We start from the raw sequence: 26034 nt of genomic DNA, 5'->3' as shown, positions 1-26034 counted from the left end.
AGGCGGTGCCCGACGATTGCCGGGGGCACGACCAAGATCGGAAGGAAGCGCAGATGGTGCTTCGACGGGCGCTCCGTGCCTGTGCCGCCCTCGCTGTCGTGGGGCTGCTCGCCGCGTGCGGCTCCAGCGGCGGGGACAACACGGTGGTCGGGCGCGCCGGGAATGGCAAGCTCACCATCGGCGTGCGCTACGACCAGCCGGGGCTCGGCGAGAAGCGGCTGGACGGCAAGTTCGTCGGCTTCGACATCGACGTGGCCAAGTACGTGGCCAAGGAGCTCGGCGTCGACGAGAGCGGCATCACCTGGAAGGAGGCCCAGCCCTCCGCCCGTGAGGACCTGCTCGGCACCCACAAGGTGGACTTCGTGGTCGCCAGCTACTCGATCACCGACAAGCGCAAGGAGAAGGTGGCCTTCGCCGGTCCCTACTTCGTCACCGGGCAGGGTCTGCTGGTTCGCCTCACCGACAACAGCATCACCGGACCCGAGACGCTGAACAACAAGCGGCTCTGCTCCGTGAGCGGGTCGACCTCGGCGCAGGCGGTGCGCGACAAGTACGCGCAGGGCGTGAGCCTGGTGGAGTACGCGCGGTACTCCGACTGCGTCACCGCGCTGCTGGCCAACAACGTCGACGCCGTCACCACTGACGAGGCGATCCTGGCCGGCTTCGCGGCCGAGAACCCCGAGCTGCTCAAGCTCGTCGGCAAGCCGTTCACGCAGGAGCGCTACGGCATCGGCGTGGCCAAGGACGACAGCGGCAGCCGCGACCGGATCAACAGCGCCATCGACAAGATGATCAGCACCGGCGACTGGAAGAAGTCCCTGGAGCGCAACGTAGGCCCGTCCGGCTACGCGATCCCCCAGCCCCCACAGATCACCGAGAAGTAACCAGCCAGGTAGCGGAGAGGGCGGCACCCCCCATCGGGGGGTGCCGCCCTCTCTCATCGGTCGAACGCCGTTCCTATGCGGCGGACTTGGCCGTCCACGCGGCCCAGTCCAGCGTCCAGTCAGAGTAGTCGCCGTCCTGCAGGGTGAACGGGATGTTGGTGCCGGTGATCTCCACCGGGTCGCCCATCAGCGTCTGGTCGTAGAACAGCTTCGCGTTCTCCGGGGCGAGGTTCGCGCAGCCGTGCGAGACGTTGGTGTTGCCCTGCTGCGCCCGCGATCCCTCATAGCCGTGGATGTACTCGCCGAAGTTGTCGATCCGCACTCCCCACGGCACCTTGACGTCCTTGTAGCCGTACTGGAGGTTGCTCATCGAGACGATCTCGGCCTTCTCCATCACCACATGCGTGCCGCTGTGCGTGACCCTGCCGGGGTCGGAGTCCAGGCCGTAGCTGGCAGGGAAGTCGAAGATCTGCTGGCCGTCCTTGATCACCACGAGTCGGTGTGTCTGGGTGTTGCCTCTGACGATCTCCGAGCGGCCGATGGCGAAGTTGGCGGCGAGGTCGTCGAGGCCGTACGCGCCGTTGCCGAACGGGACGCCGTAGATCTTGGCCGTGACGGTGACCTTGGTGCCGGGCGTCCAGTAGTTCTGCGGACGCCAGTGCGCGACGGTGTCGCTCAGCCACGCCCAGGCGCCCGGGGTCGGCACGGAGGTCTGCACGGTGAGCGCCTTCTGCACCGCGACCTTGTCCTTGACCGGGGAGCTGAAGGTCAGGCTGATCGGCATCGCGATGCCGTAGGTCGCGTTGTCGGCGACGTTGATCTCCGCGCCGATCTTCCTCGCCGGTGCGAGGGTGTGGAAGGAGCCGGCGACCGGCACTTCCTTGCTGTCCTTGCCGATCGCGGTGCCGGCCCAGGTGTAGGTCTTGTCGTAGCCGAGCGCGCCAGCCGCGGTCCAGCTCAGCTTGTCGGCGGCGAGCTGACCGTCGATCTGCTTGCCGTCCGGGTTGGTCAGGGTGACCACGGTTAACGTCCCGTCGGTGACGGTCACCCGGAACGGCCCCGCCGGGCTGACGCCGTCGGTGCCGTTGGCGGGCTCGGTCGCCACCTTCGCCGGGTTCAGCACCACGGCGGGTTCTGCCTTGCGTTCGGCCGAGGGTTGGCTCTGACTGCTTTGCGCGGCACCGGATTTGGCGCCGTTGTCCGTGCCGCCGCCACACGCGGTCAGCATCGGTGTCGCGGCGAGCGCGACTCCCAGCAGTGCTACTGACGTCCAACGTCGGGCCCGGCCCGAATTCGCTACCACAGTGTTGCCCCCTCTTGCAGCGCCTGTCGTAGTAGTCGACGCCCCAAGTGGATCTGGCGTTGGCTCTCGTGTCTGTTCCGTGTCTGTGATGCCAATCACATGTCCGCGCGCGGCTGCTTCGCCGTGTCCCGACGAACCTTCGCCATCGGTCGAACGGACTTGCGCCGAACGGACGACTCGTGTCGATCACCGCGTTCGCGGCCGAGTCGCTGCGTGCGCGGACGACAACACGTAGTAGTGCTACGACCCCGGAGGCGATACGCTTGTCCTGGCAGGCCGTGGTTTCTGTGTTCGTGCTTCACACGCTCGCGGAACAAGACGCGGGCGTGCTTTCTTCTCGCTGTAGTGGGCGTGGGGAACCGCCCGGGAACGGCCGGGGCTGCATGGTGCAGACCCAAGCTGATCCTGCGATGGAGGCAGGTACACATGGCACAGGGCACTGTTAAGTGGTTCAACTCCGAAAAGGGTTTCGGATTCATCGCACAGGACAACGGTGGCGCCGATGTCTTCGTGCACTACTCCGAGATCCAGGGGCAGGGTTTCCGCTCCCTGGAGGAGAACCAGCGAGTTGAGTTCGAGGTCGGGCAGGGCACCAAGGGCCCGCAGGCCCAGAACGTTCGCGCCATCTGACGCTGGATAGCCAAAGACTGTGCCCCCGTCCGAATTTTCGGGCGGGGGCACAGTCGTTTCAAGCGGAGACAGGGTTGTTTGGGGACGCTGCGGTACGCCCAAACGAAGGTGGGCCTAGAAGCCGCGCTGCTCGGCTTCCCACTGGAGCCGCTGCATGACCCACTCGGTGGCGAGCGCCTGCGGCGAGGTGTCCCGCTCGGCGGCGAGCTCGCGCAGCTGCTCGTTGGCCATGAGCTGGAGCCGGAGCTGGTACACCGAGGCGTTGCCGAAGCTGCGCCCGCTGGCGGTGGTCTCCGCGTCGTCCGGGGCAAGTGCCGCCAGGTACGACGTCAGTTCCTCGTCTGGCACCAAGCTCTCCTGCTGCGGGGGGCGATGCCGTCCGGGTTTGAGCTTGCCGAGAGATCCGATAGCCACGGGCCAAACGATAACGGTTAGATTGCGGAACGGTACATACTGTGGCCCGCGACACACCGTCTGGCCCAGCAACTAGCCCACCCCGGTCACCACCCCCTCACTCCCCGCATACGGCCAGAGCGTCCCGCCCAAAAACCGACAAAAGACGCGGAGAGCCCCCGCGCCAGGGGGAGGAACGCGGGGGCCGGAGGGGATCTCCACAGGCGCTGACCGGGGGTGTGTCAGCAGTCGGATTGTTGCACGCGCACGGGGATCTGGGGAGGCCCTAGCTGCGAAGAATTGATCCAGACACTCACGTTGCCAACCCACGAAAACGCCGCAGACGCAGGCTGTTGCTCACCACGAAGACGCTCGAGAACGCCATCGCGGCGCCGGCGATCATGGGGTTGAGCAGCCCGAGTGCGGCCAGCGGCAGGCCGGCGACGTTGTAGGCGAACGCCCAGAACAGGTTGCCCTTGATCGTGCGCAAGGTGCTGCGCGCCAACCGGATCGCGTCCACCGCGACCCGCAGGTCACCGCGCACCAGGGTCAGGTCGCCTGCCTCGATGGCGACATCGGTCCCGGTGCCCATCGACAGCCCGAGGTCCGCCGCGGCCAGCGCGGGCGCGTCGTTCACCCCGTCGCCGACCATCGCGACGACCCGACCTCCCGCCTGAAGTCGTTGCACCACCTGCACCTTTTCGCCTGGCAGCACCTCGGCGACCACGTCGTCGGCCGGGATGCCGACCTCGGCGGCGACCGCTTGTGCGACGGCCGCGTTGTCGCCGGTCAGCAGCATCGGCCGGAGCCCGAGTTCGCGCAGCTCCCGCACGGCCTGCGCGCTGGTCGGCTTCACCGCGTCCGCCACCGCAAGCAGCCCAATCGCGACGCCATCGACCGCGACCACCACACACGTCCTGCCTGCGCCCCCGGCAGCAACCCCAGCCGGCAGCACAACACCCCGCTCAGCAAGCAGCCTGGGCCGCCCAACAACCACCAACCGCCCATCCACGGTCCCCGTCACGCCAAGGCCGTCGACCGAAGCGAAGTCGACCACCGGAGGCAGCTCGCCGACCTCGGCCCGCGCGCCCGCCGCGATGGCGCCGCCGACGGGGTGTTCCGAGGCGTCCTCCACCGCACCAGCCAGCCGCAGCAGGTCCGCGCGATCGACCCCGCCGGCGACCCCGGCGACGACTACGTCGACCAGCGTCATCGCACCCGTCGTAACGGTGCCCGTCTTGTCCAGCAGGATCGTGTCCACCCTGCGGGTCGACTCGAGCACCTCGGGACCCTTCACCAGGATGCCGAGCGAGGCGCCGCGCCCGGTGCCGACCAGCAGCGCCGTCGGCGTGGCGAGGCCGAGCGCGCAGGGGCAGGCGATCACCAACACGGCGACGGCCGCGGTCATCGCGAACTCGACCGGCCGCCCGGCCAGCAGCCAGCCGACCGCGGTCAGCACTGCGATCCCGACGACCACCGGCACGAACACGGACGCGATCCGGTCGGCGAGGCGCTGCACCTTCGCCTTGCCGGTCTGCGCCTGCTCGACGAGCCTGGCCATGTGCGCGAGCTGGGTGTCCGCGCCGACCCTGGTGGCCAGCACGACCAGCCGCCCACCCGCGTTGACGGTCCCGCCGACCACCGGCGCGCCGGGGCCGACCTCCTCGGGCACCGACTCGCCGGTGAGCACGGACCGGTCGATCGCCGAGGTGCCCTCGACGACGACGCCGTCGGCGGCGACCTTCTCGCCCGGCCGTACCACGAACCGCTCGCCCTCGGCCAGCGCGGCGACGGGGATGCGCAGCTCGCCGCCGTCACGCAGCACGGCGACGTTCTTGGCGCCGAGTGCGAGCAGCGCCCGCAATGCCGCGCCTGCCCGCCGCTTGGACCTGGCCTCCAGCCACCTGCCGAGCAGCAGGAAGGTGGTCACGCCGACGGCGACCTCTAGGTAGACGTCGCCGCCTGCCGCAGTCCTGGGGAGCAGGCTGAACTCGTGCCGCATACCGAGCGCGCCGGCGTCGCCGAACACCAGCGCGTACACCGACCAGAGGTAGGCAACGGCGACGCCGAGCGAGACCAGGGTGTCCATCGTGGTCGTGCCGTGCCGCAGGTTGACGGCGGCGGCGCGGTGGAACGGCCACCCGCACACCAGGACCACGACGCTGGCCAGCGCAAGCGAGAACCACTGCCAGGCGGGGAACTGCCAGGCGGGGACCATCGCGAGCGCGAGCACCGGCAGGCCGAGCGCGGCCGAGATGACGAACCGGTCCCGCAGTTCCGCGCCGTGCGCGTCCTCGGGCCCGGCAGCTCGGGTCGGGTCCTCGGCAGGCGGGGGCGGCGGGTTCGCGCCGTAGCCCGCCGCGCGGACGGTCGACAGCAGCGTGTCGATGCCGAGCTCGGTGGGGAACTCGACGCTGGCCCGCTCGGTCGCGTAGTTAACCGTCGCGGTGACCCCGGCGAGCTTGTTGAGCTTGCGTTCGATCCGGTTGGCGCAGGACGCGCACGTCATCCCGTCGATCTCGAGTTCGATCGTGCTGGTTCGGGTGAATTCGGTCGTGGTCATGCGCTGCCCTGCCCCCGGTCGTGGAGTGTCTGGCCGTGTGGCTCAGCTCGCGAGCGCGTAGCCCGCCTCGGTCACCGCGGCGTCGACCTCGGCGAGGTCGAGCGCCCTGGTGCTGGTGACGGTGACCGCGCCGGTGTCCAGCTGCACGGAGACGTCGGTGACGCCGTCGAGCTCGGTCAGTTCCTCGGTAACCGAGCTGACGCAGTGCCCGCAGGTCATGCCGGTGACGGTGTAGGTGGCGCTGACGGACATGGGCTCACTCCTTGTGGTGGAAGGCTCTCGCGATTCAAAAATACCCCTAGGGGGTAAGATCGCCGGAGGTGCGCCGCATGATTCCCAGCGACCTTGCGCACAGTTCTGGCGCACAGTGCCCAACCGAGCGCGCTCCGTGATCGCGGCAGCCTACTTCGGCCAGTTGGTCGATCGGGCGACACGGTCGGTTCCCGGCGTACGGGATCTTCCGCGCGGCCGGAACTCGATCATCCATCTCCGCGTTTTGGGATCGAAAGGTTGATTCGAACACGCTCCGGGTACGCCTGGATCCGCCCATGGTGACTCAGCGTGTGCGGTGAATCACTCTGCGGGGGGCTGCGGTGGTTATGAGAGGTCGCTTAGCCTCGCCGCGAACCTCAAGTCGGGGAGGCGTCATGAGCGGGTCCCTAGAAGTTCGGAAGTTCCTGTGGCAGCAGGACGAGACCTTGGCGAGGCCGGGTGCGAGCGTGCCGGCCCAACGAACCGGGGAGCCATCGCGCATCTCGGACGAGCAGGTGCATCGCGCGCGACTCGCCGTCGCCCGAGGGGCACTGGGAGCCGAGGACTGTCGGCTGCTGCTCGACATGTTGGGCCTGTCGCCGGGGGACGGCGGTGAGACGCCGTCCGTGCAGCGGTAGGGCGGCGGCCGCACGGAGGAGGTGGGGGTTGACGGGGCGGTTCGCCCACGGCCCCCACCTGCTCCAGCACACGCCGGGACGGTCTCGACGAGCCCGTCCCGCGCGGCGGCCGCACCGTGACGCACACCCCCCGAGGCACGCCACGGCGAGGCCGACCCGCGAAACATACCCATCGGTCTCTTTTATGGCAACGCGTCCCACTCAGTGGGCGCCGGCTCCCGGCGAGGGGTGACCGAATGCCCCCGGACGGGCGCGCGATGCCGCCGTGTCGGTGCTGTACACCGGATCGGGTGACGGGGTAGCTTCTGGTTGGTGCCTGAAGATCAACTTCTGGCACGCGGCGGCTGATCGGGGAGGGTGGGTCGTCGCATCGCGTCGACTCATGAGCCGGAGTCGCCATGCCGCAGCAGCACCGAGCTCGCGTGACTCGCGAGGTCATCCTCCAGGCAGCGGCGGAGGAGTTCGACCGCGTCGGGTACGCGGGCGCGCCGCTGAGCGCGATCCTGGAGCGCGGCGGCCTCACCAAGGGCGCGTTCTACTTCCACTTCTCGTCCAAGGAGGCCCTCGCCGAGGCCCTGGTGCGCGCGCAGGACGAGGCGTGGCCCTCGGTGCGCCGCGAGTGGCTGGCGCGCAGGCTCGACCCGCTGCGGACGCTCGTGGGCATCGTCAACGAGGTGGTCGGCCTGCTGGCGCGCGACGTGGTGCTGCGGGCCGGCATGCGGCTGGTCGAGGAGGAGTCCGCCGCGCCGGTCGGCCTGCCCGTTCCGGCGTGGGACTGGCAGCGCGTGTTCGAGGACCTGCTGGACGAGGCGATGCGGTGCGGCCAGCTGCGCGCCGACGCCGACCCCTGCGAAGCGGCGCGCGTGCTGCGCGGCGCGGTGATGGGCGCGCGGGTCATCTCGACCACGACGTCCGGCTGCGCCGAGTACCCGGCCAGGATGCACGAGGTCTGGCGCTATCTGCTGCCCGGTCTGGCCGCCCCGCAGTGGCTGGCGGAGTGGTCGTCGAGCTGAACATGCAGGTCAGCGCGATAGGGGACCCCCGTTTTGGAGATCGGGGCACTCATGTCATATGCTTGCATCGCTTCCAACGGACAAGCGTTGGAGGGCCTGGTTCTCGGTGGCCCACCCAGGGCTGTTCGAGGATTGAGTCCCCATCGTCTAGCGGCCTAGGACTCCGCCCTTTCAAGGCGGCAGCGCGGGTTCGAATCCCGTTGGGGGCACGGCACAGCAAGGAAATGCCACAAGGCCTCGTGGCGCAGTTGGTTAGCGCGTCGCCCTGTCACGGCGAAGGTCGCGGGTTCGAGTCCCGTCGAGGTCGCCACAACGTCCGGCCGGTCATCTGGCCGGACGTTTTTGGCCAGGTAGCTCAGTTGGTACGAGCGACCGCCTGAAAAGCGGTAGGTCGGCGGTTCGACCCCGCCCCTGGCCACCAGCAACAACAACCCCGTCAAGCATCTTGGCGGGGTTGTTTCGCGTTCGTCGTCCCGTGTCCCGTCCTTGTCGCCGGGGCTTGGTCCGGTGGGCACAATGGCTGCATGGCTCCCGACCTCGACGAGCTGCGGCGGCTGCGGCGGGCCCGCGACCGGATGGATCGCGAGTACGCGCGGCCCCTCGACCTGTCCGCACTCGCCCGCACGGCCCTGATGTCGAGCGGGCACTTCAGCCGCCGCTTCCGCGACGCATACGGCGAGACCCCGTACTCCTACCTCATGACGCGGCGCATCGAGCGGGCGAAGGCGCTGCTGCGGCGCGGCGACCTGAGCGTGACGGATGTCTGCCTCGCGGTCGGCTGCACCAGCCTCGGCTCGTTCAGCGCCCGGTTCACCCAGCTCGTCGGGCAGACGCCGAGCGCGTACCGGGCGAGCGACCACGGCGACCTCCGCCTCATGTCGGGCTGCCAGGCGATGGTGCTGACCCGGCCGAGGCGGGACCGGGCGTGACGGCGCGGTTTTCGGTGCCGCATCCGTCGGGCATCCGTTGTCGCGCCCCCCTAGTGTCCACGGCATGACCGTTTCGCTCAGCGGCGTCCATGTCCTCGTCGACGATCCCGACGCAGCCCTCGCCTTCTACCGCGACACGCTCGGCCTGACCGTCCGCAACGAGGTCGAGCACGGCGGCTTCCGCTGGATCACCCTCGTCACCGACAGCCAGCCCGAGGTCGCGATCGTGCTGTCGCAGCCGCACGCCGGCCGCTCAAAGGAGGACGGCGACGCCCTCGCCGCCCTGCTCGCGAAGGGCGTGCTGAACATGATCCAGTTCCGCTCCGGCGACCTGGACGCGACCGTCGGGAAGGTCGCCGAGACGCCCGGCGCCGAGGTCCTCCAGGAGCCGGCCAGCCAGTCGTGGGGCGTCCGCGACGCCGCGATGCGCGACCCCGCCGGCAACCTGGTTCGCATCGAGCAGGGCTAGGCGCCCGCGCCGTTCTTATCCCGCGCGCTCCGCCTGCCACTGGCTGGCGATGATCTCCTCCAGGGTCGACCGGGTGGGGCGCCAGGACAGGGCGCGCCGGATGGCCGTGGTGTCGGCGCGCAGGCACCGGGACTCACCGGGACGCGCTGCGTGCCGGTCGATCGGGACCTCGCGGCCCGTCACCCTGCGCACCGCGTCGATGATCTCGGTCACCGTCGCCTGGCTCGCGCCCAGATTGTAGGTCGCGTGGCCGCCGGGCGGATCCGCTTGCGCGGCAAGGGTTATCGCGCGGGCCACGTCCGCGACGTGGACGAAGTCGCGCACCGAGGCGCCGTCGCCGAAGACGTCGAGGCGGGGCAGCCGGCCCGCGGCGACGGCCACCGTCCTGGTGATCACCCTGCTGTCGTCGGGGTCGCCGCGGCCGTGCGCCGCGCCGGCCACGTTGAACAGGCGCAGCGTCGTCGCGCGGACCTGGCCAGCCTGCGCGGCCCAGCGGACCGCCTGTTCGGCCGCAGCCTTCGACGCCGCGTACGGGTTGGTCGGTGCCACCGTGGCCAGCTCGGTGATCGGCTGCCGCTCCGGCGCGCCGTAGACGCTGCCGGTGGAGGCCAGCACCAGCCGAGGAACGCGGTCGGCCATGGCGTCCAACAGGTTCAGCGTGCCGCCGACGTTCACCCGGAAGTACTCGACGGGCCGCTCGAAGGACTCCCGCACCCGGCCGAGCGCGGCCAGGTGCACGACCGCGTCGACGTCCTCGACCGCGGCGGCCAGGCTGGCGCGGTCGAGGACGTCGCCGACCACCACCTCGGTGCCGGCGATCTGGGCGGCGGTCGAGTCGGTGGTCGGGCGGAGCAGCAGGCGGGGCGTGTGCCCGGCGCCCAGCAGCTCGCGCACGACCGCGTGGCCGACATAGCCGGTCGCGCCGGTGATCAGGACTCGCACGGGACCATCCCAGCAGACCTAAGCGCCATCGTCCCTATGCGTCATCGTCGTCGAAGCGCACCAGGACCAGGGCCTGGTCGTCGTGCCGTTTCGGGCGCGGCCACCGCCTGCCGTCGGGGTCGGCCCGCTCGGCCTCCCGCACCACGTCCAGGGCCGCCACCGGGCCACGCTCGGCGACCAGCTCGCGCACGGCCGACCAGTCGGCGAACACGCCGTAGTCGTCGACCCCGCAGGACACCCCGTCGGTGGCCAGCAGCGCCGACACCACCGTCTCCCTTGGCCAGCTCGCCAGCATCGCCTGGTGGGCCGCGGCCGGATCGGCCTCGGCGACCCAGAAGCCGCCTGGCCGGTTGCGCAGCGTGCCGGTCCTGGCCGCCGACTCGCGCACCGCGGCGAGGTGGTCCGCGCCGTAGCCGGCCCCGGCGCGCAGCCGCTGCCGATAGCCGCCGCCGTGCCGGGGCAGCCCGGCCAACCGCCCGTCGACCAGCAGGCTGGGCGTGCCGGCGCCGTCGAACACCGCGATCGGGCTGTCCGCGAGGACCAGCGCGTCCACGGTGGTCTCCGTCCAGCGCAGGATCGCGACCGTGCTGGACGGCGACTGACCTGGCACGAGGTCGTGTGCCAGCGCCACCCGCCGGATCGCCTCGGCGAGCAGGTCGGCGAGGTCGCCGCCGGGGTCGTCCCGCAGCTGTGCGCCGATCTCGACGCACAGCCGGTCGGCGTACCAGCCGCCGCTGCGGGCCCCCGGCAGGACGGCGGTCGCGCCGTCCAGCAGGACCACCGCGTGCGGCAGCACCACCACGCGGTCCTCGCTCGGCCGTTCGGCCCCGTCGAGGCCGACCCCGGCCCGTTCGGCAGTCTCGATCCTTGGCATGGCCATAAGCCTAGGTTTTCTGTCAGGGCAAGGGATTCCGGGTGCTGGCATGATCGGGTGCCACGGCGTTGAGGGGGTGCACGATGGCTGGACGTCCGTTGTCGGTCGCGGTGGTCGGGGCGGGGATCGGCGGGCTCGCCGTCGGCACGGCGTTGCGCCTGCGCGGCGTCGACGCGCGCGTCTACGAGCAGGCCACCGCGCTGACGAGCGTGGGGGCCGGCATCGCCGTCGGCGCGAACGGCAGCAGGCTGCTGGCCCGCCTCGGCGCGACCGAGCGGCTGGAGGAGACCGCGGTGCGGCCGGAGCGCGCCCAGTTCCACCGCTGGGCCGACGGCACGCCGTTCTGTTCGCACGAGATGGGCGCGCACTACGAGTCCCTGTTCGGCGCGCCGTTCTACACCGTGCACCGGGGCGACCTCCAGCGCGTGCTGCGCGACACGTACGTGGCGGCCGGCGGCGAGGTGCTGCTCGGTCGCGCCTGCGCCGGGGTCGCCCAGGACGCCGACGGGGTCGAGCTGTCCTTCCGGGACGGCTCGACGGCGCGTGCGGACGTGCTGATTGGCGCGGACGGGGTGCACTCGGCGATCAGGACGACCGTCGCCGGGCCCGACACGGCGGTGTTCTCCGGCACCAGCGGCTTCCGGGGGCTGGCCCCGGTCGACCGGCTGCCCCGGGTGCCGGAGCTCGGCTTTGACCCGGCGCGGCCGGCGCTGTGGCTGTTCCCTGGGCCGGGGCGGCACCTGATCTCCTACCCGGTCAGCGGCGGGCGGCTGGTCAACTTCCTCGCGGTGATCCCGGATCCGGGGTGGACGCTGGAGTCCTGGGTGGCCGAGGACGATCCGGCCAACGCGGTCGCCGCGTTCGCCGGCTGGAACCCGGTGGTGACCGCCCTGCTCGGCGCGGTCGACGAGATCTCCCGGTGGGCGCTGTATGACCGGGAACCGTTGGCGCACTGGAGCTTCGGGCGGATCACGTTGCTCGGCGACGCCGCGCATCCGATGCTGCCGCACCACGGCCAGGGCGGGAACCAGGCGATCGAGGACGCCATCGTGCTGGCCAATTGCCTGGCCGGGGCGGAGCCGGGCGACGTGGCCGCAGCGCTGCGCGCCTACGAGTCGGCCAGGCGGCCGAGGGCCAGGCAGCTCCAGCTCGGCTCGCGCCGCAACGGCGAGTGCTTCCAGGTGCCAGACGGCCCGGCGACCGAGGAACGCGACCGGCGGTTGGCCACGCTGCCGGACCAGCTCGCGTTCATCCACGGCCACGACGTGGAGCACCCGGTCTAGAGCTCCTAAAACTCAGCCGCAGAGCGCGGCGTCCCTGGTCTTCGCCGACCAGGTGAACAGCGGCAGGAACAGCTGGACCAGCGGGCCGATCGCGAGCGCGTAGATCACGGTGCCCACGCCGACGGTGCCGCCGAGCAGCCAGCCGATGGCGAGCACGGCCACCTCGATGCTGGTGCGCACGAGCCGGATGGACAGGCCGGTCCGCCTGGCGAAGCCGGTCATCAGGCCGTCGCGGGGGCCGGGGCCGAGCCGCGCGCCGATGTAGGCGGCGCTGGCGACCGCGTTGAGCGCGATGCCGGCCACCAGCATCGCGCCCCTCGGCACGAGCCCGGTCGGGGCCGGCAGCAGGGCGAGCGCGGCGTCCACGGACAGCGCGATGAGCAGCACGTTGCTGACCGTGCCGACACCCGGCCGCTGGCGCAGCGGGATCCAGGCGAGCAGCACGGCGACCCCGGTGATCGCGGTGATGGTGCCGAAGCTCAGGCCGATCCGCTTGGTCAGGCCCTCGTGCAGCACGTCCCACGGGTCGAGCCCGAGCGTGGCGCGGATCTGCATCGCCATGCTGGTGCCGTAGAGCGCGAGGCCGCCGAACAGCTGCGGCAGCCGGCGCAGCGGGCTGGTCCTGACGGAAACCGGGGTGAGGTCGACTGAGGCCATGCGGCCATCCTGAACGTCGATTGGCCTTGTTTTCCAGAGCCAATGAGCAATAATTGGCTTCATGAACGCCGGCATCCCACCAGGTGGACGCGTATCGGGGCAGCGGCTCGCACGGCTGCTCGGCGAGTGGCGCAGGCGCGGCGCCCGGCAGGGCGCCGCCGACCTGGCCGCCGCGATCCGCATGCTGGTGCTCGACGGCCAGTTGCCGGCCGGCACCCGGCTGCCGGCCGAGCGGGAGATGGCCGAGTCGCTGCCGGTCAGCCGCACCACGGTGACCGCGGCGCTGGAACAGCTGCGCACCGACGGCCTGATCGCCAGCAGGCGCGGCGCGGGCTCGTGGATCACCCTGCCCGGCCGGGCCGGCATGACGCTGCCCGACGGCCCGGCGGAAGGCCAGGGGATGATCGACCTGGCGCGCGCCGCGCAGCCGGCGATTCCCGGGCTGCTCGCGGCCGTCGACGCGGTGCGGCCCCGGCTGCCCGAGGAGTTCGCCAAGCTCGGCTACTACGAACACGGCCTGCCCGACCTGCGCGAACGCGTCGCCGAGCGGTACACCGCGCGCGGCCTGCCGACCAGCCCCGACCAGATCCTGATCACCAACGGCGGCCACCACGCGTTCGTGCTGGCGCTGCGGCTGCTGGTAGGGCCGGGCGACCGGGTGCTGGTCGAGCAGCCGACCTACCCCAACGCGCTGGACGCGATCCGCGCGGTGTCGGCCATCCCGGTCCCGGTGCCGCTCAACCGCGACGACTGGGACCTCGGCGGCATCGAGGCCGCCCTGCGCCAGGCGGCGCCCCGGCTGGCCTACCTGATCGTGGACTTCCACAACCCGACCGGGCTGCGGCTGGACGCGGCGGGCCGGGAGCGGCTCGGCGCGCTGCTGCGTAGGTCCCGCACGCCGGTCGTGATCGACGAGGCGCTGGTGGAGATCGACCTCGACGGCGATCCGCTGGACGGCCCGCCGCCGATGGCGGCCTTCGCCGAGGACCTGGTCATCTCGATCGGCTCGACCAGCAAGTCGCACTGGGGCGGGCTGCGGGTCGGCTGGGTGCGCGCCTCGCCGGAACTGCTCAACCGCCTGATGTCCACCAGGACGGCCGTAGACCTCGGCTCGCCGGTCTTCGAGCAACTCGTGCTCGCCGAGCTGATGCGGGACCCGGAACCCGCGCTGCGGCAACGCAGGGCGGAGCTGGCCGTGCAGCGGGACGTGATGATCGAGAGCCTGCGCGAGCACTGTCCACAGTGGACCGTGCGGCGGCCGGCCGGCGGGCTGTGCGTGTGGTGCGAACTGGACGCGCCCGTCAGCACCAGGATCGCCGTCGTCGCGCAGAACCACGGGCTGCGGCTGGCCCCCGGCAGCCGGTTCGGCGCGCAGGGTGGCTTCGAGCGTCGTCTGCGGCTGCCCTACGCGCTGCCGAGCGAGGTGCTGGTGGACGCCGTGCGCAGGCTCGGCGTGGTGGCCGCGGCGGTGTCCGGCACCGGCACCTTCGAGACGGACGAGCGCCTGCTGTCGGTGACTTAACGCCTTCCGCACAGTGCTCTGAACATTCAGTGCTCCGAACACGTTTCGGGCCCGCAGCGCGCCAGGGAGGTCGCGCTACGGGCCCGAAACGGGGGCCGGCACAGCCCCTCGGTGTGCCGGACGGATTGGTGACTGCCGTGCGTCGAAATGGCTTTTTAGGGGCCCCGGCGCCGCGGGGGCAACGCGGCGCCGGGGCCAGTGCCCGACCTGACCGGGCGCGGTGGCAGGTCGGGAAGCCAGGAGGTCGATGAAGGGGCGCTGCGAACGGTCGGCGACTGCCGGCCGCGCACGGTGTCACCCTGCGCAGACGCGGTCCCGCCCGAGTGCGTAGGGCAGACCGGTGCCGTGGGTGATGGGTCGGGTCAGTCCGGCGAGGTGCTCGGCAGGCCGGGGATGGCGCGCGGCGAACCGTGGCCGCGCACCTGCTCGACGCCGCAGCTGACCGGCGGCCCGAGCGTGGTGGTCGCGGTCGGCACGCCGGTCTGACCGCCGCGCGAACCGGACTGGTACTGGTGGGTGCCGGCCGAACCCGAGGACGCGGACGGCGACTGAGCCGGCTGCGGGCCCGGCACCGACACCGGCGACGGGTGCGTGGCGCTGTCCTCGACGCCGGGCGCCTGCTCGGCCGAGGGCGCGGCGGCGGCCTCCGACGGCCGGGACTGCCGGGCCTCGGCAGGCGCGAGCGGCGCAGGCCGAGTCGCGGCCGTGGAGGCTGCGGGTGTCGGCTGCGTCGGCGCGGCGGCCGCGACCGGCGCTGGGAGGCTGGGCGCCGGTGGTTGGGCCGGTGTGGCCGCGCGGGGCGGCACGCTGTTGGACACGGTGCCCTGGGTGCTCGATCCGCTGCGGCCGATGCTCGGGTCCGGGGACGCCTGGTCCGTGGGCTGTGGCAGCACCTGCACGGCACCGCCGCTCGCGCTGTTGCCGGCCGGGCCGCCGGTGGAGCCGCCGCCGGACGACGCCGGGGTGGTCGGGCCGCCGAGCACCGGGTCGGTGAGGCCGGCGACCGCGTCGGTCCACGTGCCGGTCGCGGTGCTGACCGCCGCCGGGGCCGCGCCGCCTCGGCCGGCACCGGTCGAAGCGGGGGCGGTCGACGCGGCGGAGGGCCGGCTCGCCGTGCCCGGATCGGCCGCGTACTGGCCGGCGGTGCTCGGGCGTGCGGCGCCCTGGCTCGTGCTGTCGTGGCCGACGGCCGACGAGGTCTGGCCGGACGAGGAGGCCCCGGTGCTCGCCGACGCGATGGCCGCGCCACCGAGCCAGGCCAGCGCGGCGAGCCCGCCGACGGTCAGCGTCCGCAGCACTAGGCGGCGCAGGCGTGCGTTGTTCGCGCGCGCCTCACCTGAGCTGGCCACGGGTATCACCACCGTCTCCTCATCGTCGGCGTAACGTGTCTGCCCACGTCGGCGATGGTGTATGTCTAGCACTGGTCACGGTTTTTGCGTACGTCCCTGGCGGGAACCACTCGGAAGGGCGGTCTGGTGCGGCTGTCCGGGTAACCCGCGAGGTGATCAACTACTGTCTGTGTCCCTTGTTTTGCGGGCGTTTCGCGCGGGCAGTCCTGTGTGGACTCGACTGCGCCAGCCGGACCGGGTCCACGATGGACCCCGGGACAACACAGAGTGAGCGTCGCGGCGACACAGTCCCCGATGGACAGCAAGCCGGGTCGTCACGTCGCCGGGGAATCCTTGTCGGCCAGCGGATACGCCCCGAGCGCCGCGAGCAGGATTCCGTCCGGCGGCGGATCCAGCCGCTCGAACAGGCCGGCCAGTTCGTCCAGCAGCGGACGGTTCGCGGCACACGGGCGCGCGCCCTGCTCCGTCATCGGACGGCCTCCTCGAGCACGCCGGCGGTCAGCGCCCGCTGCCGCAGCGCGGCCAGGCAGCGGGCGCGGGTCGGGCCGAGACTGCCGACGGGGATGCCGAGCGCGTCGGCCACCTCGGTGTAGCTCAGCTCCGGCGAGTAGGCGACGAAACGCAGGATGCGTTGGCAGCGCTCGGGCAGCCCGGTGAACAACCGCCACAGCGCGGCCGCCCGCTCGCCGGTCAGCACCGAGTCCTCCGGGCGGGACTCCTCGTCCCATGGCGTCGTCCACTGCTCGACCGGCGTCTCGCGCACCCCGGCGGCCAACGCCCGCAGCGACTCCCGCTGCGCTGTGGTGACCAGCCAGGCCGCCAGCCGCGCCGGCTCGCGCAGCTGATCCAGGTGCCGCACCAGGGCGAGCCAGGTGTGCTGGCAGACGTCGGCCGCGTCGTTCTCGCTCAGCCGGAACGACCTGGCGACCGACCAGACCAGGCCGAGGTGCCGCCGGACGAGCTCCTGCCAGGCATCCTGGTCGCCCGCGCCGGCCATGGCGACCAGGTCCGCTGTCGTCTGTTCCCGCATGCCGTTTGGAAGCGGCGCGACGATCTTCGGATCCGCGCCCGGCGGCACACCGCCCGATCGTGTCAGGCCGGGTTCGGCCGCGTCAGGAGGCCAGCTTGTGCAGCCGGAGCAGCGCCTCGTCCAGCACCTCGTCCTTCTTGCAGAAGGCGAACCGCACGAGGTGCCGCCACGGCTCCTTGTGGTCGGTGAACACCTGCACCGGCACGCCGGCGACGCCGATCCGCTCCGGCAGCTGCCAGCACAGCTCCGCGCCGTCGGCGAAGCCGAGCGGCCGCACGTCCGCGCACACGAAGTAGGTGCCCTCGCACTGCCGGACCCCGAAGCCCGCCTCGCGCAGGCCCTCCGACAGCCGGTCCCGCTTGCGGGCCAGGTCGTCGCGCAGGCCGTCCACCCAGGCCAGCTCGGTGCGCAGCGCGTGCGCGACGGCAGGCTGGAACGGGGCGCCGCCGACGAAGGTGAGGTACTGCTTGGCCGCCCGCACCGCCGACACCAGCTCCGAGGGCCCGCACACCCAGCCGATCTTCCAGCCGGTGCAGTTGAACGTCTTGCCGGCGCTGGAGATCGCCAGCGTCCGCTCGGCCATTCCAGGCAGCGTGGCCAGCGGGATGTGCTCGCCGCCGTCGAAGACCAGGTGCTCGTACACCTCGTCGGTGATCGCGATCAGGTCGTTCGCGACGCACAGCTCGGCGACGGCGGTCAGCTCGGCCCTGGTGAGCACGGTGCCGGTCGGGTTGTGCGGGGTGTTCAGCAGCAGCGCGCGGGTGCGCGGGCCGATCGCGGCGCGCAGCGCGGCTGGGTCGAGCGCGAACCGCCCCGTCACCGGGTCCTCGACCAGCGACACGGTCCGGCGGGTCGCCCCGGACAGCGCGACCGCAGCGGCGTAGGAGTCGTAGTACGGCTCGATCAGCACCACCTCGTCGCCGGGCTCGACCAGCGCGAGCAGCGAGGCCGCGATCGCCTCGGTCGCCCCGACCGTCACGAGTACCTCGGTGTCCGGGTTGTACTCGGTGCCGTAGCGGGTCCGGTGTTCGGACACGGCCCTGCGCAGCTCGGGCATGCCGGGGCCGGGCGGGTACTGGTTGACGCCGTCGGAGATCGCCTGCCGCGCGGCCGCCAGCATGCCGGCGGGCCCGTCGGTGTCGGGAAAGCCCTGGCCGAGGTTCACCGCCCCGGTGCGCTGGGCCAACGCGGTCATCTCCGCGAAGATCGTCGAGGTGAACGGCTGAAGTCGAGAGACAAGCGCTGGTACCCGCACAACCGAGGATCATCACGGACAATGAGGTCGTGGAGCAACTGAGTGCGGCGGATGCGGCCAAACGGCGGGATCTGCGGCGGATGAAACTGGTCGCGTCGGGCTTTCTCGTCGCGGCGACGGTGATCTTCCTGGTGGCCAGGAGCCAGGAGGCTGGCGGGCCCGCCTGGGTCGGCTACGTCAGGGCGGCCGCCGAGGCCGGCATGGTTGGCGCGCTGGCTGACTGGTTCGCGGTCACCGCGCTGTTCCGCCGCCCGCTCGGGCTGCCGATCCCGCACACCGCGATCATCCCGACCCGCAAGGACGCGCTCGGCAGCAACCTCGGCGAGTTCGTCGGCACCAACTTCCTGGCCGAGGGCGTGGTCAGGGACAAGCTGCGTCGGGCGGACGTCGGCGGGCGGCTCGGCAGGTGGCTCGCGGTGCCGGACAACGCCGAGCGGGTCACCTCGGAGCTGGCGAACCTGGTCAGGGGCGCCGTCACGATCCTGCGGGACGACGAGGTGCAGGCCGTCGTCGAGCAGGCGCTGGTCAGCCGGATCATGGCGCACCCGTGGGGCCCGCCGCTCGGCAAGCTGCTGTCCCAGGTGCTGACCGACGGCGCGCACCACAAGCTGGTCGACCTGATGTGCGACCGGGCGTTCGACTGGGTGCAGGCCAACCACGACACCGTGATGCGGGTCGTGTCCAACCGCGCGCCGAGCTGGTCGCCCAAGTTCGTCGACTCGATGCTCGCGGACAAGGTGTACCTGGAGCTGGTGAACTTCGCGTGGGCGGTGAAGACCGACGTGAACCACCCGATGCGGCTGGCCATCGACCAGTTCCTGATCACCTTCTCCGAGGATCTCCAGCACGACCCGGTCACCATGGAGCGGGCCGAGCAGGTCAAGCGGCAGGTGCTGGCGCACCCCGAGGTGCAGAACCTGGTCGGCTCGGCGTGGGGCACCGCCAAGAAGATGCTGCTGGACGCCGCCGAGGACCCGTCGAGCGAGCTGCGCACGCGGGTGCGCCACGGGCTGGAGTCGCTCGGGTCGAAGCTCACGACCGAGGACCAGCTGCGCGGCAAGGTGGACGGCTGGCTGGAGGGCGTCGCCGCCTACGTCGTGTCCAACTACCGCGCCGAGATCACCACGCTGATCACCGACACGGTGGAGCGGTGGGACGCGACGGAGACCTCCCGCAAGATCGAGTTGCAGGTCGGCAGGGATCTCCAGTTCATCCGCATCAACGGAACCGTGGTCGGCGCGCTCGCCGGCCTGGTGATCTACACGGTGTCCCAGCTGCTGTTCTGACCGTGCCGGAGGTCAGGCCCTGGCGCGTTCGCGCCAGTTGCGCGCCTTCTCCCGGTTGCCGCACACCTGCATGGAGCACCAGGTGCGGGAGCGGTTGCGGGAGCGGTCGAAGAACGCGGACCGGCAGTCCTCGGCGGCGCAGATCTTGAACCGCGCCCAGTAGCCGAGCATGGCCAGCCGGGCGGCCGAGGCGAGCACCGCGCCGAGGGCGTCCTTGGCCGCGAGCATGGGCACGCCGTCGGTCAGCTCGATCCGGATCGTCCCGGCCAGCTCCCGCGCGTTGCGTTCCTCGCGCGGGTCGCCGACCGACGCGCGCAGCGAGTTGCGCACGACGCGTGCCTTGCCGGGATTTCCCGCCACCCCAAGGCTTCGCCCGGCGACCCAGGCGCGCCATCTCGCCTCGGTGTCGAGTACGTCGGTGCCGTGCGAGATGTCCGTGGTGTTGAGGAAGGCAAGCAGCAGCTCGACATCGTGCTCGGCGTCCCAGCCGGATTCCTGCCCGGCGCTGACGCCGGCAGCCAGACCAGTCACCCCCACATCGTAGGCGGGACCAGGGTGATCATGTCGGGAAGTGACCTCCGAGGTCCTGCCGAGGCAGCCGGGACTGCCCGAGTGGCCAACGATGTGGCCAACGATCGTGGCGGCACGCGAGTGGATCTCCTGGTATTTCTGGTTGCGGAGGAGACCGGCACGACGAGCGGAGTTGGCTGGCTTGCGCGGGTGGGTTGCTGATCTGGTGCTCGGGGTCCGGCTGGCGGTCGGCGGCGGCCGGTCGTCGTGGGCCAGGCTGGCGCTCACCGCGGTCGGCGTCGGGCTCGGGGTGACCGTGCTGCTGTTGGCCTCCTCGATCGGGCCAGCGCGGGACGCGAAGGCGTTGCGGGCCAGCGCGAGCACCATGGAACTCGGCGCGCCGGACCCGGGGCGGGCCGGCCTGAAGGTCCGCCAGCTCACCATCGACTGGCACGGCCAACGGGTGCTCGGCGCGGAACTCGCGCCGACCGGCGACGGCGCGCCGAAACCCGCTGGCGTGCAACGGATTCCGGCCCCCGGCGAGCTGTTGGTCTCGCCTGCGCTTGCCGACCTGCTCGACTCCGGCGACGCGGCGGGGCTGCGCGCGCAGTTCCCGGAGCGGATCGTCGGCATCATCGGCGACGACGGGCTGCGCAGGCCCAAGGAGCTGCTGTTCTACGCCGGGCTGGCGCCCAACCACCTCGCCGGGGCGGTCGACGTGCGGGGCTTCGGCGACCACCGGACGCCGCCGGACATCCCGCCGACCTACCGGCTGCTGCTGGTCGCGGTGACGGTGGCGCTGCTGGTGCCGCTCGGCATCTTCGTGCTGGTCGCGACGCGGATCGGCGCGTCGGCGCGGGCCCAGCGGCTGGCCGCGATCCGGCTCGCCGGCGCTGGCCGCGCGCAGACCGGGCGGATCGCCAGCGGCGAGTCCCTCGCCGGGTCGGTGCTCGGCGTGTTCGTCGGCGTCGCCCTGTTCTTCGCGGCCCGGCCGCTGGTCCGGTTCGTCGAGGTGGAGCAGGTCGGCTACTTCCCGACCGACCTGCTGCCGGACCCGGTGCTCGGCGGCCTGGTGGTGCTGGCCGTTCCGGTGGTCGCGGTGCTCGCCGCGCTGGCGGCCCTGCACGGCATCGACGTCGGCCCGCTGGGGCTGGTGCGCGGGGCCGAGCCGGTGGCGCGGCGCGTCCGGTGGCGGGTGGCGCTGGTGGTCGGCGGCGTGCTGGTGCTGTTGTTGCCGAGGTCGGTGACCTCCGAGCACGGCTGGCAGGGGTTCGGCGGCACCGGCGACAACACGCTGACCGCCGTCGGGATCGCGCTGGTCTTGGCCGGCGCGGCCGCGCTGCTGCCGTGGCTGCTGGGGCTGGTCGCGGCGCGCTGGCGGCCTGCGGGGGTCGCGGCGCTGCTCGGGGTCCGGCAGCTGCGGTTCGACACGGCGGGCGCGCGGGTGCTGTCCGGCGTGGTCGTGGTGCTGGCTGGCGGCCTCGCGCTCCAGGCGCTGCTGGCGTCCGGGGCGCAGGTCTACGGCGCGATCGACCAGCGGATCGCCGAGGACGGCTCGACGCGGGGGCGCGTCGCGCTCTACCTGGACCCGCACACCGAGGTCCGCGCCGTCGAGGAGAGCGTCGGGCTGGTCGGCGGCCTTGGCCGGGTCAGCGAGTTCCGGGAGTTCTACTCGGCCGACGGCGGGCTGGGCCGGTTGATCAGCACCGACTGCGCCGAGCTGGTCGACCTGGTCGGCGTGCCGGACTGCCGGCCAGGCGCGGTCTACCGGGTGCGCGGCGGCGCGGCGATCCAGCCGGGCACGGCGTTCCGGCTGGTCAAGTCGGGCGACCCTACGCAGCGGGTCGACTGGGTGGCGCGGGCCTACACCGAGGTCTCGCGGCCGGGCCGCAACGTCGACGAGCACCTGTCCGACGGGACGCTGCTGGTGGCCGCGGGCGCCGACCCCGCAATGGACGGCGTGCAGCCGGGCAAGCTGATCGCGCGCGGCGACCCGTCGGCCGAGTTCGTCGACCGGCTGGTCGCCGCGACCGCCAGGGTGGACCGGGCCGTTCGGCCCTACTCGCCGGGGATCAGCGCGCAGGTGGCCCTGTTCGACTCGCTGCGCGGCGGGGTGCTCGGCGGATCGGCGCTGGTGACGCTGCTCGCGGTGGTCAGCCTGGCCGTGTCCGCCGTCGACCAGGTGGGTGAGCGCCGCAGGCAGGTCGCGGTGCTCGTGGCGACCGGCGTGCCGAGGCGGACGCTCGCGCTCGCCGCGCTGTGGCAGAACGCGGTGGCGATGGGCATCGGGGTGGCGCTGGCCGTGCCGGTCGGCTCCGGCATCGCCTATCTCGTGGTGCTCGCGCTGTCCAGGACTCAGTCCGCGGTGAACGCGTTCGACCACGTCGACATCGGCTGGCCGGACGTGGGGCTGACCGTCGGCGCGGCCACCGTGCTGGTGCTGGTGGTGACCGCGCTGACGCTGCCGGCGCTGCGCGGCGCGGTCCGCCAGGACAGCCTCCGCAGCGAGTGATCCCCCGCTAGATAGACGTTCTAGACGTTCAGCTCGTCGCGGGACGCGGACGTGTTTCGGTCGGCGAGGCGGTCCTGGATCAGCGCGTGCCGGAACTGGTAGCAGGACCCGGCCTGACGCAGCACGCCTCGCCGGTGCGCGTCCTCGAGGAAGGCCATCAGCTGCCAGGGCAGCCTGCCGCGCAGCGCCAGCCACGCCCGCGCCACCGTGAACCACCACCAGCGCAGCGACTGCACCGACAGCGCGAACCCCAGCATCAGCCCGGACACGAAGCCGAGCCCGACCATGCCGGTCTGGTAGGGGCCGAACACCAGCGCCGACGCGGCCCCGAACACCACGGCGAGCACGAGCGAGCCCGCCCACACCACCGCGCGGTCCCGCGCCATCGTCGCCTTCGGGCTGGACGCCCTGGTCAGCTCGGCCGAGCTGGCCAGCGCGAACCGCAGCGCCGAGGCGACCGCGAGGCCGAGCCCGACGACCAGCCCGGCGTCCAGCCCGTACAGCGCGCCGAACACCAGGCCAACTGCGGTGCCGAGCACCAGGCTGGACAGCAGCAGGCTGCGCCACAGCCCGGATTTCTGCCGCGCGCTGCGGGCCCGGTAGTTGGCGGTGGACACGAACACGGTCCGCGCGGCCATCACGCAGCCCGCGCCGAGCCCGGTCGCCGGCGCGAGCTTCGGCGAGCTGGCGTAGGTCATCAGCCAGGCGACGCCGAACGCGGACAGCAGGCCGAGCGCCGCGGCGCCGAGCACCGTGAGCAGGACCGGCGGCACGGATCGGCGCAGCTCCCACCAGGCGAACTCGCGGCTGCCCCTGGCCCGCAGCTGGCCGGCGAGGTAGGCCAGCGCGCGTTCGGCCTGTCCCGGCGTGACGAGCTGACCATCGGCCTCCGCGCCGCCGTGCCAGCGGTCGAAGAGCACCGGCAGCAGGCCGTCGACCAGCCGCCGTTCGATCGCCGCGCGGTCGGGGAACCGGCCACGGTCGAGCAGTTCGGTCGGCTCGGCGGCGCCGGTCCCGTAGACCTGGCTGGCCAGCCACAGCGTGAGCGGCACGGACAGCGTGTCGGCCAGCCGGCCGCTCGGCTCGTCGCGCAGGTGCAGGAACACCGGTTCCCAGCGGGCCGCGGTGACCGCGTCGGCGCTGGCCCGCACGTAGCCGGCTACCTCCTCGTGGTCCAGCGGCTGGAGTTCGACGACGGACGCGCCGGGGATGCGGCCCGCCTCGGCGACCGCGCCGGCGAACTCGGCCCGCCTGCTGGTCAGCAGCAGGGGAGCGCTCGGCGGCACGGCCCGGTTGATCTTGCGCACGGCCTCGGCGCGCCGGTTGGCCGGGATGGTGTCCAGGCCGTCGAGGACGGGGAAGATCCGGCGGCGCTCGATCAGCAGGTCGGCGGTGTAGCTGCCGTACAGCTCGGTGTTGCGCAGCGCGGGGTGGTCCTCGTAGAGCTTGCGGGTCATCCAGGCGCGCAGGTCCTCGCTGGTGGGGTCCCAGGTGGACAGCGGGAACAGCACCGGGATCTGGCCGTCGGCGTTGCGGTCGAGCAGCCCGATGGTGAGCAGCATCGCGACCGTGCTCTTGCCGGAGCCCGGCTCGCCGATCAGCACCATGCGCCTGCCGGCCTGCCGCTCGAACGCGCCGACGACGGCGTCGCTGCGGCCGGCCTGCGCGGGCGGCGCGTCGCTGACCGGCAGGTCCGTCGCCGTCCAGCGCAGGTCGAGCAGCTGGGGGCCGGCCAGCCCGCGCGTCCGGCACTCGGCCTGCCACTGGCTGTGCAGCGCGACGGCGAGGGCCTCGGCTGCGGTGTCGAGGTGTTGGTCGGTGCTCAGCCCGTGCGCGCGGTGGCGGTGCAGCCACGGGTCCAGGGTCGCGAGGAACAGCAGGAACGCCGTGACGGCACCGGCCAGCCAGGTGGTCGGGTCGATGCCGTAGTCGGTGACGAACAGGCCGGCCATGGCGAGGAGCGCGGCCAGCACACAGCCAACGACGACGGCCTGCTGTCGGATGCGTGACACCGAGGCATCATGACCCACAACCCGCGCACGCTGCGGTTTCACCCGACCGTGTCATTATTTTTCACTCGTTGGCGCAGTTGGCGGCCCGGCCGCGCGGGCCGATATGGTCGAGGCGGCCACCACGCTGCGCGGCGACGCGCCCGAGCCCCGCGAGGCGTCGATGCTCGACATGCGTCCGAACTGCGAGTGCTGCGACCGGGACCTCGCGCCGACCTCGACCGAGGCGCTGATCTGCTCGTTCGAGTGCACGTTCTGCGAGACCTGCGTGAACGACCGGCTGAACGGCGTCTGCCCGAACTGCGGCGGCGAGTTCACCCGCAGGCCGCCCGCCGGGCAGCGCTCCTGGAGCGCTTCCCGGCGTCGACGGTCCGCGTCGGACCGAACCCGAGGTGCGCGGAGCCGACAACCGCCTGACCGAGGATGTCATGAAGGGTCCCGTCAACACGTTGGGTGTCTTGACGGGACCTTCATGACATGCGGGGACTACAACGGCCACCGGTGCGGGTCGGTCGGTTCGTCCAGCCACAGCTCCTGGATCTCGCAGGACACCGTGATGCCGAACCGGTCCCTGCGCGGCCTGCCCAGCTCGCACCACTGCTCGTAGGCCGCCTCGGCGAGATCCCACAGCCTGCGCGGGCCGCCCTGCTCGACGGTGTGCTCGCCGTCGCCCGTTGCGCGGAGCCGGACCCACGAGCCGTCCGGGTGGGCCAGCCACGTCCTGCCGTGCCCGCCCTGGCCTGCCACCACGTCCGGCAGGGCGAGACCGGCGAAGAACTCGAAGGCGCTGCCGGGGTTGAGCACCGCGTCGGCCGCGAGGTCCGTCGGCCTCGACTCGGTGACGCCGTCCAGCTGCGCGGGGTCGAGCAGCGCGCCCACCTCGTCGAGCCGGTGCGCCCGCAGCGGCATGAACCGGCCGTCCTCGGCCAACACCCTGCCCTGGCCAGTCGCGCCGTCGCCGGCCACGATCCGCACCAGCCCGGCGCCGATCGGCCGGTTCAGCGTGGTCACCACCAGGCCGCCGGGGACGGTCTGCGCGAGCCAGGCGGGCGGGATCCGCGACACCGCACACGTGCACAGCACCCGGTCGTAGGGGGCGCGCGCCGGGACGCCGTCCGCGCCGTCCGCCGCGACGCACGTCGGGTGATAGCCGGCCTCGGCCAGCCGCTCCCGCGCGCCGGCGAGCAGCCCCGCGTCGACGTCGACGGTGGTGACCAGCTCGTCGCCCAGCACGTGGCACAGCAGCGCCGCGTTGTAGCCGGTGCCGGTGCCGATCTCCAGCACCCGGTCGCCCGCGTGCGCGTCGAGCAGCTCGAGCATGATCGCCATGATCGTCGGCATGCTGGACGAGCAGGTCGGCGTGCCGGGCACGCTGCCGTCCCGCTCGGCCTCGGCCCACGCGGTGTCGTCGTTGTCGAGCTGGGTGACCCTGACCCGGTCCTCGTAGATCCTGGCCAGCCACCTGGGGTGCGAGCGGTCGACGATCTCCCACTCGCCGTCCTGGCGCTGTTGCAGGAACCTGGGGAGGAACGCGTGCCTGCGCACCGCGCGGAACGCCGCCGACCAGCGCGGATCGTGCAGCGCGCCGGTGGAGAGCATGGACCTGACCAGCTGCTCGCGCAGCTGGTCGGTCCGGTCGTCGAGCCTGTCGCGCATGGGGCATCGCCTCAACCCCACGGTAGCTCTGTGGGGCAGCCCACGTCGCCTCGTGCTAGCACCCCGCTTGCAGGA

General features: G+C 72.2%; 24 protein-coding genes, 3 tRNA genes and 1 pseudogene. 14 read left to right on the top strand and 14 right to left on the bottom strand.

Annotated features, from left to right (window positions below; genetic code table 11):
• The first annotated feature begins 53 nt into the window (after positions 1–53).
• A complete protein-coding gene (locus tag F0L68_RS07550) occupies positions 54–884 on the top strand; it encodes a glutamate ABC transporter substrate-binding protein (protein WP_149848704.1) in 831 nt (276 codons plus the stop codon).
• A 73-nt stretch (positions 885–957) separates the two neighbouring features.
• Here the strand turns inward: F0L68_RS07550 and F0L68_RS07545 are convergent, their stop codons facing one another.
• Positions 958–2187 carry a L,D-transpeptidase gene (locus tag F0L68_RS07545; protein ID WP_223198566.1) on the bottom strand — a complete coding sequence of 410 codons (1230 nt, stop codon included), beginning with the start codon at positions 2185–2187 and terminating at the stop codon, positions 958–960.
• 426 nt (positions 2188–2613) lie between these two features.
• Here F0L68_RS07545 and F0L68_RS07540 point away from each other — a divergent pair, with 426 nt between their 5' ends.
• Entirely contained in the window at positions 2614–2817 is a 204-nt protein-coding gene (locus F0L68_RS07540) for a cold-shock protein (protein WP_149848703.1), read from the top strand.
• Between the two features lie 114 nt (positions 2818–2931).
• On the opposite strand, the gene F0L68_RS07535 is transcribed toward F0L68_RS07540, so the two are convergent.
• The 3 genes from F0L68_RS07535 to F0L68_RS07525 form a co-directional block, all read right to left on the bottom strand.
• The gene (locus tag F0L68_RS07535) at positions 2932–3165 is read right to left on the bottom strand and encodes a hypothetical protein (protein WP_306463146.1); all 234 of its coding nucleotides are present in this window, start codon (positions 3163–3165) and stop codon (positions 2932–2934) included.
• Between the two features lie 358 nt (positions 3166–3523).
• On the bottom strand, positions 3524–5773 hold the full coding sequence (locus F0L68_RS07530) for a heavy metal translocating P-type ATPase (protein WP_149848701.1): 2250 nt from the start codon (positions 5771–5773) through the stop codon (positions 3524–3526).
• A 42-nt stretch (positions 5774–5815) separates the two neighbouring features.
• A complete protein-coding gene (locus F0L68_RS07525) occupies positions 5816–6025 on the bottom strand; it encodes a heavy-metal-associated domain-containing protein (protein WP_149848700.1) in 210 nt (69 codons plus the stop codon).
• Positions 6026–6420: 395 nt separating this feature from the next.
• Between F0L68_RS07525 and F0L68_RS07520 the strand changes: the two genes are divergently transcribed.
• From F0L68_RS07520 to F0L68_RS07490, 7 genes are all read left to right on the top strand, one after another.
• Positions 6421–6663 carry a hypothetical protein gene (locus F0L68_RS07520; RefSeq protein WP_149848699.1) on the top strand — a complete coding sequence of 81 codons (243 nt, stop codon included), beginning with the start codon at positions 6421–6423 and terminating at the stop codon, positions 6661–6663.
• A gap of 398 nt (positions 6664–7061) precedes the next feature.
• Positions 7062–7676 (top strand): ScbR family autoregulator-binding transcription factor, encoded by a 615-nt coding sequence (locus F0L68_RS07515; protein WP_149848698.1) that lies wholly within the window; start codon positions 7062–7064, stop codon positions 7674–7676.
• A gap of 136 nt (positions 7677–7812) precedes the next feature.
• Positions 7813–7885: transfer RNA gene (locus F0L68_RS07510), tRNA-Glu, on the top strand.
• Between the two features lie 24 nt (positions 7886–7909).
• A tRNA-Asp gene (locus F0L68_RS07505) sits at positions 7910–7986 on the top strand.
• Between the two features lie 34 nt (positions 7987–8020).
• Positions 8021–8097 (top strand) — tRNA-Phe (locus tag F0L68_RS07500).
• Positions 8098–8200: 103 nt separating this feature from the next.
• Positions 8201–8605: a helix-turn-helix transcriptional regulator gene (locus F0L68_RS07495; RefSeq protein ID WP_149848697.1), complete on the top strand. Its 405-nt coding sequence runs from the start codon at positions 8201–8203 to the stop codon at positions 8603–8605.
• Positions 8606–8669: 64 nt separating this feature from the next.
• A complete protein-coding gene (locus tag F0L68_RS07490) occupies positions 8670–9074 on the top strand; it encodes a VOC family protein (protein WP_149848696.1) in 405 nt (134 codons plus the stop codon).
• A 15-nt stretch (positions 9075–9089) separates the two neighbouring features.
• Here F0L68_RS07490 and F0L68_RS07485 read toward each other — a convergent pair whose 3' ends face one another.
• The gene (locus F0L68_RS07485) at positions 9090–10016 is read right to left on the bottom strand and encodes an NAD-dependent epimerase/dehydratase family protein (RefSeq protein WP_149848695.1); all 927 of its coding nucleotides are present in this window, start codon (positions 10014–10016) and stop codon (positions 9090–9092) included.
• A gap of 34 nt (positions 10017–10050) precedes the next feature.
• Positions 10051–10890: a protein phosphatase 2C domain-containing protein gene (locus tag F0L68_RS07480; protein WP_149848694.1), complete on the bottom strand. Its 840-nt coding sequence runs from the start codon at positions 10888–10890 to the stop codon at positions 10051–10053.
• Between the two features lie 83 nt (positions 10891–10973).
• Here F0L68_RS07480 and F0L68_RS07475 point away from each other — a divergent pair, with 83 nt between their 5' ends.
• Positions 10974–12173 (top strand): FAD-dependent monooxygenase, encoded by a 1200-nt coding sequence (locus tag F0L68_RS07475; RefSeq protein ID WP_149848693.1) that lies wholly within the window; start codon positions 10974–10976, stop codon positions 12171–12173.
• Between the two features lie 12 nt (positions 12174–12185).
• Here the strand turns inward: F0L68_RS07475 and yczE are convergent, their stop codons facing one another.
• Positions 12186–12830 carry a membrane protein YczE gene (gene yczE / locus F0L68_RS42220; RefSeq protein WP_188316438.1) on the bottom strand — a complete coding sequence of 215 codons (645 nt, stop codon included), beginning with the start codon at positions 12828–12830 and terminating at the stop codon, positions 12186–12188.
• A gap of 61 nt (positions 12831–12891) precedes the next feature.
• Here yczE and yczR point away from each other — a divergent pair, with 61 nt between their 5' ends.
• Positions 12892–14352: a MocR-like transcription factor YczR gene (yczR, locus tag F0L68_RS07465; RefSeq protein ID WP_149848692.1), complete on the top strand. Its 1461-nt coding sequence runs from the start codon at positions 12892–12894 to the stop codon at positions 14350–14352.
• A 362-nt stretch (positions 14353–14714) separates the two neighbouring features.
• On the opposite strand, the gene F0L68_RS07460 is transcribed toward yczR, so the two are convergent.
• From F0L68_RS07460 to F0L68_RS07450, 4 genes are all read right to left on the bottom strand, one after another.
• A complete protein-coding gene (locus tag F0L68_RS07460; RefSeq protein WP_149848691.1) occupies positions 14715–15701 on the bottom strand; it encodes a hypothetical protein in 987 nt (328 codons plus the stop codon).
• Between the two features lie 314 nt (positions 15702–16015).
• Positions 16016–16171 carry a hypothetical protein gene (locus tag F0L68_RS42215; RefSeq protein WP_188316437.1) on the bottom strand — a complete coding sequence of 52 codons (156 nt, stop codon included), beginning with the start codon at positions 16169–16171 and terminating at the stop codon, positions 16016–16018.
• Positions 16168–16731 carry an RNA polymerase sigma factor gene (locus F0L68_RS07455; RefSeq protein WP_223198564.1) on the bottom strand — a complete coding sequence of 188 codons (564 nt, stop codon included), beginning with the start codon at positions 16729–16731 and terminating at the stop codon, positions 16168–16170. The genes F0L68_RS42215 and F0L68_RS07455 overlap by 4 nt, the downstream gene beginning before the upstream one ends.
• Positions 16732–16813: 82 nt before the next feature.
• Positions 16814–17986, bottom strand: a complete 1173-nt coding sequence (locus tag F0L68_RS07450) for a pyridoxal phosphate-dependent aminotransferase (protein ID WP_149848690.1) — start codon at positions 17984–17986, stop codon at positions 16814–16816.
• Between the two features lie 80 nt (positions 17987–18066).
• Here F0L68_RS07450 and F0L68_RS07445 point away from each other — a divergent pair, with 80 nt between their 5' ends.
• On the top strand, positions 18067–19272 hold the full coding sequence (locus F0L68_RS07445) for a DUF445 domain-containing protein (protein ID WP_149848761.1): 1206 nt from the start codon (positions 18067–18069) through the stop codon (positions 19270–19272).
• A 12-nt stretch (positions 19273–19284) separates the two neighbouring features.
• On the opposite strand, the gene F0L68_RS07440 is transcribed toward F0L68_RS07445, so the two are convergent.
• Positions 19285–19803, bottom strand: a complete 519-nt coding sequence (locus F0L68_RS07440) for a CGNR zinc finger domain-containing protein (protein ID WP_188316436.1) — start codon at positions 19801–19803, stop codon at positions 19285–19287.
• A gap of 181 nt (positions 19804–19984) precedes the next feature.
• On the opposite strand from F0L68_RS07440, the gene F0L68_RS07435 reads away from it, so the two are divergent.
• Positions 19985–22294: an ABC transporter permease gene (locus F0L68_RS07435; protein ID WP_188316435.1), complete on the top strand. Its 2310-nt coding sequence runs from the start codon at positions 19985–19987 to the stop codon at positions 22292–22294.
• Between the two features lie 20 nt (positions 22295–22314).
• Here F0L68_RS07435 and F0L68_RS07430 read toward each other — a convergent pair whose 3' ends face one another.
• Entirely contained in the window at positions 22315–24306 is a 1992-nt protein-coding gene (locus tag F0L68_RS07430) for an NACHT domain-containing protein (RefSeq protein WP_223198563.1), read from the bottom strand.
• 103 nt (positions 24307–24409) lie between these two features.
• On the opposite strand from F0L68_RS07430, the pseudogene F0L68_RS44865 reads away from it, so the two are divergent.
• Positions 24410–24571, top strand: a pseudogene (locus F0L68_RS44865) (DUF1272 domain-containing protein); the annotation flags it as partial.
• Between the two features lie 218 nt (positions 24572–24789).
• On the opposite strand, the gene tgmC reads toward F0L68_RS44865, so the two are convergent.
• The gene (tgmC, locus tag F0L68_RS07420) at positions 24790–25959 is read right to left on the bottom strand and encodes an ATP-grasp peptide maturase system methyltransferase (protein WP_149848689.1); all 1170 of its coding nucleotides are present in this window, start codon (positions 25957–25959) and stop codon (positions 24790–24792) included.
• Positions 25960–26034: the final 75 nt, after the last annotated feature.

The sequence above is a fragment of the Solihabitans fulvus genome, from assembly GCF_008386585.1.
In the GTDB taxonomy this organism is placed as follows: domain Bacteria; phylum Actinomycetota; class Actinomycetes; order Mycobacteriales; family Pseudonocardiaceae; genus Solihabitans; species Solihabitans fulvus.
Note: the sequence above shows the minus strand (reverse complement) of the source record. Positions and strands in the feature narration are given on the sequence as shown.

Excerpts from the sequence above, each read along its gene's own strand:
- F0L68_RS07540 (WP_149848703.1), top strand. The coding sequence starts at position 2,614 with ATGGCACAGGGCACTGTTAAGTGGTTCAACTCCGAAAAGGGTTTCGGA.
- F0L68_RS07525 (WP_149848700.1), bottom strand. The coding sequence starts at position 6,025 with ATGTCCGTCAGCGCCACCTACACCGTCACCGGCATGACCTGCGGGCAC.
- yczE (WP_188316438.1), bottom strand. The coding sequence starts at position 12,830 with ATGGCCTCAGTCGACCTCACCCCGGTTTCCGTCAGGACCAGCCCGCTG.
- F0L68_RS07520 (WP_149848699.1), top strand. The coding sequence starts at position 6,421 with ATGAGCGGGTCCCTAGAAGTTCGGAAGTTCCTGTGGCAGCAGGACGAG.
- F0L68_RS07445 (WP_149848761.1), top strand. The coding sequence starts at position 18,067 with ATGAAACTGGTCGCGTCGGGCTTTCTCGTCGCGGCGACGGTGATCTTC.
- tgmC (WP_149848689.1), bottom strand. The coding sequence starts at position 25,959 with ATGCGCGACAGGCTCGACGACCGGACCGACCAGCTGCGCGAGCAGCTG.
- F0L68_RS07475 (WP_149848693.1), top strand. The coding sequence starts at position 10,974 with ATGGCTGGACGTCCGTTGTCGGTCGCGGTGGTCGGGGCGGGGATCGGC.
- F0L68_RS07455 (WP_223198564.1), bottom strand. The coding sequence starts at position 16,731 with ATGCGGGAACAGACGACAGCGGACCTGGTCGCCATGGCCGGCGCGGGC.
- F0L68_RS07480 (WP_149848694.1), bottom strand. The coding sequence starts at position 10,890 with ATGCCAAGGATCGAGACTGCCGAACGGGCCGGGGTCGGCCTCGACGGG.
- F0L68_RS07515 (WP_149848698.1), top strand. The coding sequence starts at position 7,062 with ATGCCGCAGCAGCACCGAGCTCGCGTGACTCGCGAGGTCATCCTCCAG.
- F0L68_RS07490 (WP_149848696.1), top strand. The coding sequence starts at position 8,670 with ATGACCGTTTCGCTCAGCGGCGTCCATGTCCTCGTCGACGATCCCGAC.
- F0L68_RS07495 (WP_149848697.1), top strand. The coding sequence starts at position 8,201 with ATGGCTCCCGACCTCGACGAGCTGCGGCGGCTGCGGCGGGCCCGCGAC.
- yczR (WP_149848692.1), top strand. The coding sequence starts at position 12,892 with ATGAACGCCGGCATCCCACCAGGTGGACGCGTATCGGGGCAGCGGCTC.
- F0L68_RS07550 (WP_149848704.1), top strand. The coding sequence starts at position 54 with ATGGTGCTTCGACGGGCGCTCCGTGCCTGTGCCGCCCTCGCTGTCGTG.
- F0L68_RS07530 (WP_149848701.1), bottom strand. The coding sequence starts at position 5,773 with ATGACCACGACCGAATTCACCCGAACCAGCACGATCGAACTCGAGATC.
- F0L68_RS42215 (WP_188316437.1), bottom strand. The coding sequence starts at position 16,171 with ATGACGGAGCAGGGCGCGCGCCCGTGTGCCGCGAACCGTCCGCTGCTG.